The 5737-nt window shown below is 41.8% G+C and carries 6 protein-coding genes; 5 read left to right on the forward strand and 1 reads right to left on the reverse strand.

Annotated features, from left to right (window positions below):
* Window positions 1-108: 108 nt before the first annotated feature.
* From F6K20_RS21855 to F6K20_RS21875, 5 genes are all read left to right on the forward strand, one after another.
* Window positions 109-3342: a phage tail protein gene (locus F6K20_RS21855; RefSeq protein WP_287296004.1), complete on the forward strand. Its 3234-nt coding sequence runs from the start codon at window positions 109-111 to the stop codon at window positions 3340-3342.
* Window positions 3343-3358: 16 nt separating this feature from the next.
* On the forward strand, window positions 3359-4432 hold the full coding sequence (locus tag F6K20_RS21860) for a hypothetical protein (protein WP_071103407.1): 1074 nt from the start codon (window positions 3359-3361) through the stop codon (window positions 4430-4432).
* A gap of 243 nt (window positions 4433-4675) precedes the next feature.
* Window positions 4676-5017, forward strand: coding sequence for a XisI protein (locus F6K20_RS21865; protein ID WP_287296006.1), 342 nt, complete (start codon window positions 4676-4678; stop codon window positions 5015-5017).
* Between the two features lie 93 nt (window positions 5018-5110).
* Entirely contained in the window at window positions 5111-5329 is a 219-nt protein-coding gene (locus tag F6K20_RS21870) for a type II toxin-antitoxin system HicA family toxin (RefSeq protein WP_287296008.1), read from the forward strand.
* Window positions 5316-5534, forward strand: a complete 219-nt coding sequence (locus tag F6K20_RS21875; RefSeq protein WP_044491941.1) for a type II toxin-antitoxin system HicB family antitoxin — start codon at window positions 5316-5318, stop codon at window positions 5532-5534. Before F6K20_RS21870 ends, F6K20_RS21875 begins: the two co-directional genes overlap by 14 nt.
* Window positions 5535-5644: 110 nt before the next feature.
* Here F6K20_RS21875 and F6K20_RS21880 read toward each other — a convergent pair.
* Window positions 5645-5737, reverse strand: a 93-nt coding sequence (locus tag F6K20_RS21880; protein WP_287296009.1) for an element excision factor XisI family protein, incomplete at its 5' end; no start/stop codon positions are given.

Consider the following 5737-nt stretch of genomic DNA (forward strand, 5'->3'; position numbering starts at 1 on the left):
TCAAAAACAACACGCCCCAGCTAGTACAAAAGCGAAACAAGCCCAAGCTGCAGCGGTAAGTCCAGCCAAGGAAATAGAAAGCAAGCTCAGGCCAATCAAGTGGGTGAGATGGCACAAGCTCCCACTCCTGGTTTTGATGCTGCTGCTTTCAAGGCTAAATTAATGGAGCGCATCCAGTCAGCAGCTCCGGAAACTCTTGAACAAGCGGATGAGTTTAAGGATAGTAACAAACTGGCTTCTGTCAAGAGCCAGATGCAAAATACCGTTAAGCAAGAGCAAACTGCATCTCAAGCACCCTTAGAACAGAAGGCGAAACAAGCACCGGATACCAGCAGTATTAAACCGAAATCAGTAACTCCCCTAGCTGCCAATGAAGCGGGAGCAGTAACCAAAAATATTGGTGCTGACAAAGCTATTCCTAAAGCCAAGGGACAAGGTGAAGTGGAGGCACCGCTACAAGAAAGTAGCCAAAAACTTGACCAACAGATGGCTGAGGCTGATGTTACTTCGGAACAGTTAGCTAAATCCAATGAACCCCAATTCCAAACAGCTTTAGCAGCAAAACAAGAGGCTCAAACTAATGCCAGCCAAGCACCCCAAGCCTATCGTCAGTTTGAACAAGACCAGTTAACCCAAGCCCAAGGGGAAGCTGCAACCACAGCGGGGCAACAACTCCAAGGAATGCATGGCTCCCGGGCTCAGTTATTAGCTCAGGTTACCAATCAGCAAATTAAAACTAAGGGTAAGGATGAGCAAGAACGAGCTAAGGTTGCTGGGGATATTCAAAAGATTTACAACCAAACTAAAACTAAGGTTGAGGACATTCTCAATGGCTTAGATGGTAAGGTTAATCAAGAATTTGACGCTGGTGCCAATCAAGCCACCAAAGCCTTCGAGAACTACGTTGATGAAAAAATGAAGGCTTACAAAGATGAGCGTTATAGTGGCGATTTCGGTTGGTATCTTTGGGGTAAGGATAAATTACTAGGTTTACCATCAGAGGTTAATGCTTTTTATCAAGAAGGACGACAACTTTACCTGGCAAAAATGGATGTTGTCCTCAATAAAATCGTCAACATTATTGGTACTGCCTTAACCGATGCTAAAGCAGAAATTGCCAAGGGTAGGCAAGAAATTAAAGACTATGTAGCTAAATTACCCGAAAACCTGAAAACTGTAGGTCAACAAGCCGCTACGGATATTCAAAGTCAATTCGACCAGTTGGAACAAAGCGTTGACAGCAAACAAGATCAGCTAATTAATACTCTGGCCGAGAACTATAACGAAAAGCTGCAAGCTGTTAATGCCCGCATCGATGAGATGAAGGCTGCTAATCAGGGGTTAGTTGATCAAGCAGCCAATGCCATAACTGGAGTCATCGATACCATTAATAAACTCAAAGACATGTTGCTGAGTGTCTTGAGTAAAGCGTCTGATGTAATTGGTAACATTATTAAAGACCCCATCGGCTTCCTAGGCAATTTAATTAGTGGTATTAAACAAGGCTTTGAGAATTTTGTCGCTAATATTGGGCAACATCTACAAGCCGGTTTAATTGGCTGGTTAACTGGAACCCTGGGACCGATGGGTATTCAACTACCCGATGACATCTTTAGCTTACCGGGAATATTCAGCTTAGTAACCCAAGTCTTGAACTTGACATTTACCTATATTCGTGGTAAAGCAGTCAAGCTCTTTGGGGAACCAGTAGTAGCTGGCATGGAGAAAAGCGTGGAAATATTCCAGATATTACGCGATCGCGGACCCATGGGACTGTGGGAACATGTTAAGGAACAGTTCAACGACCTGAAACAAACAGTCATCGAAGAAATCAAGACCATGGTCGTTACCGAGGTGATCACCGCCGGGGTGAAGTGGGTTCTGAGCTTGTTGAATCCTGCATCAGCCTTTGTGAAAGCCGCCATGGCAATCTATGACATCATCATGTTCTTTGTTAATCGCGGTAGTCAGGTGCTGGAATTGGTAAATGCAGTTGTGGATGCCGTGAGTGCGATCGCATCTGGTGCAGTTGGTGGTGCAGCGAAGTTGGTAGAGAATGCTTTAGCCAAAGCTGTACCAGTGGTGATTGGGTTCTTGGCTTCGCTGTTGGGTATTGGTGGTTTGGCGAAGAAGGTTGAAAATATTATTGGTAAGATTCGTCAGCGGATTGACAAGGCGATTGATAAGGTGTTGTTGAAGGCGAAGGGGTTGTTTAAAGGGAAGAAGGGTAAGGGGAATAAGGATGGTAAGTTCACCGATAAAGATCGCAAGGCAGGTCTAGCAGCCTTTGAAAAAGAGGAGGAAAAATACTTAAAACAAAACACGATTTCTAAGGAAAATGCTCAGAAAGTAGCTAAGGCAGTTAAGCGGAAGCACGGTGTCTTTAAGTCCATCACAGTCATCGATGGTAAAGACAGTTGGGATTACCAATATGTCTTTAGAATGACTAAGGATACTAAATCTACTAAGGTCAAGCTAAAAAAACCTGAAGCTCTGGTAGAAGCCAAAAAAGATTCAAAACTCAAACAACCTACATTCCTCAAAACCATATTCTATGATGTAGTGACTGGAGTATCTGGAGTCTCAAGAGATACTGTCAAGAAAAACTGGGCTAAGTCTTACATTAAAGACGGTATATTGTTCGAAACAGAAATTTCTAATCCGAGAGATCCCAAGGCAAAATTCACCTTCCATGAACACTTGGCTGGTATAACTAGAGAGGCAACTAGAAGAGCAACTGCAACTCCATTTGAACGAAGCAAGAAGTATATTCCTGTAGCCAACGCATTTGGAATTGCCAAACCTAGTCTAACTGTAGCAAGTACAGAGGCCGACCTAAAAAACTACTATCAATGGCTTAGGAAAGAGATTATAAAGAAATACAAAGACGAACCATTCTCGAAATTTAAGTCAGATGTGTTCAATCATCCCACCGTAAAAATTAAAGACTTGAATCGATGGTCAGAGCAATTAGCAAGTGAATATCTACAGGCTCTAGATTTTGCTCCTCCTGGCACCTATACCTTCAATAAGACTGGTTCTATGAAGAAGAAGAGAACGTCAGATAGCTATAATGAAGCTTCGGCAACATTGATTGAACGCAAGACTCACAGAAGGGCTACAAGACCAAGTCCAGAGGAAATAGACCAGATGAAAGATTACAATATCATTCTCACAACATCTGTAGTTGGAAAAAGAAAAACGGTGGATGGCAAGGGAGTCATTGAAAAAATATTCACTCGTATTCAATATCAGTTCTTCAATGAAGGAATGAAGCCCTTATGGGAGAGTACACTTAGAGCCAAGATTCCTGGGAAATTCTCGATAGAAATACAATCTTAATAACTGTAGGCGAACGATGGAAATAATACTAAGATTAGATAGTATTGTAAGTAAAATACCTTCTGGGTCTCTGCTAAATGCAGAGGACTTGATCGCGGTCGTAAATCCACTAAGCAAGATGGACGTGATGCGATCCCATAAATATATGATGGAGGAAGGAACAGATCTACACTCAAAGTTTTATTCTTTCACTCAATTTCTCGATATTATCCAGGATGAGCAGTCTGAGACAACTTATTTACTTTCAAATAATTTGGACGATCCAGAATCAAATATTACCTACATAACCTTATCTCCAGATAAAGTCACAATTGTGATATCGATTAAATACAAAATCCCAGATTGTCGACCACCTTCACTAATTGAGCAATCGATTGCTTTTGTTACTGAGTGCCATGCCGAACTCAAGGACAAATATTGGTTTGGTCCCTTGCTAGGACTAGAGATTTACGATATCCCTTATCCCAATTTTCGTCCTCCCAGAGATATGTATCCTTGGGGTACTGCTAATGGTGTCGATTTTATCAGCGAAGAATACAATCTAGAGTCTCCACAAGGGAAAATGGACGAAGCTATTCAACTGATTACAGCTCCGTTCCCTGAAGGAGCGCTTAGGTTTAAGCAAAACGATCTAAATATCCTGCAATGGATTGACGATTTTAGCAGCCCTGAGGAGATTTCAAGAAAGTTGTCAGAGCGCTCGAAATGGTATGCGGAAAACATCGATCTCCCCATCCAGAGTGGCTATAACGAGTTAGGAGATAAGCTTGAGATTTCTTATGGATGGGAGAAGCATTCTATACTGACTTTCTACGAACCTTTAGGCCAGGTCGGCTACAGAATGACTCTTCCCTATGAAGACAATAGTTTAAGCGAAGAGACAGTCAATGAAATTACCTCGTGGATTGAGGATGGCTCTCTTCCAGACGCTACCCCTATCAGAACGCTTAATCTCATTGTTCCAGATCGACAATCAGCTTTGGCAATCTTAGATAGAGCTAAAGCGATGGGGGTTAACAAAGTTTTGTATCCCGATGACAATAGAAGGTTCTGGAATCCAAGTCCTCCAGGACAATGGCTATCAAATTAAACAAGTGCGATCGCATGATCTTGTAGGGTGCGCCCTTCGACAGCGTAACGCACCAAACCAATCGAATCGATAACGGTACGTTACGACGCAAAATAGCAAAATTTCCTTATATTGACCAAACAAGTGTCTGAAGCACCCTACTCATCACTATGGTTTCCCTTTGCTAGCGTAAGCATCTCACTCACTATTGAAGGATAAATTAAAATTGCTTATCTATAATCCTGTCGAGGAGGTAGTCATCCAATGGAAAAACTAGAAAAATACCGATTAATCATCCGCCAGCTATTAACTAATCATGCCACCTTAGAAGCAAATAATTCAGATTCAGAGCTTGAGTGTCAACTTATTTTTGACACAGAACATGACCATTATCAACTTTTAGATATCGGCTGGGATGGACTCAAACGAGTTTATAACTGTTTCATCCATTTAGATATTAAAGATGGCAAAGTTTGGATTCAGCGAAACATGACAGAAGCTGATTTGGCGCAAGATTTGGTAGACATGGGTATACCGAAAGCAGACATTATTTTCGGTTTACATCCCAGTTATAAACGTCCTTACACAGGCTACGGAGTGGCTTAGTAGTGGATTGACTTAACAATAAAATTAATTATAATAATGATGAGTAACCATTTTGACTTAGATAAAATAGGAAATATGTAAAATCTCTAGTAAATGCCAAAGAAAATCAGGGTTCTAAAACAAATGCTTCGCCAAGCCGGTTTTAGAGAAATACCAGGTAAAGGAAGCCATACAAACTGGATACATCCTCTTTATGCTGGGAAACTCACAGTTTCAGGTAAAGACGGAAACGATGCTAAGCCCTATCAAGAAAAGAATGTAAAAAAAGCTATTGATGAAGTAGAAGGTAACATTAATGATAAGCCAACTTAAATATCAAATGATAATTCAATGGTCAGAAGAAGATAATTGTTTTTTAGTTGGTTTCCCTGACTTCCCCGGACAAAAATGGCGGACTCATGGAGAAACTTATGAAGAAGCAGTTAAGAATGGAACTGAAGCCTTAGAATCTTTGGTAATAGCCTATCAAGAAACAGGTGAAACTCTTCCTGAACCAACTATTAGTAAGGCAGCGTAGTGCGAACGGGCCCCGCGTGACCTACGGTCAATCGCGTAGCGTAGCCCTTTGGCCTAATCGCTGATCTTGTAGGGTGCGCCCTTCGACAGGGTAACCCACCAAACCAAACACTATGCGATCGCATACCCAGTATGTTCACGAATCTCGGGGGGATGAAAAGCCAGAACAATCCTATCCTTCGGTACTCCTGTGGCAACCAATTC

It is taken from the genome of Moorena sp. SIO2C4 (assembly GCF_010672485.1).
Classification (GTDB): Bacteria; Cyanobacteriota; Cyanobacteriia; order Cyanobacteriales; family Coleofasciculaceae; genus Moorena; species Moorena producens.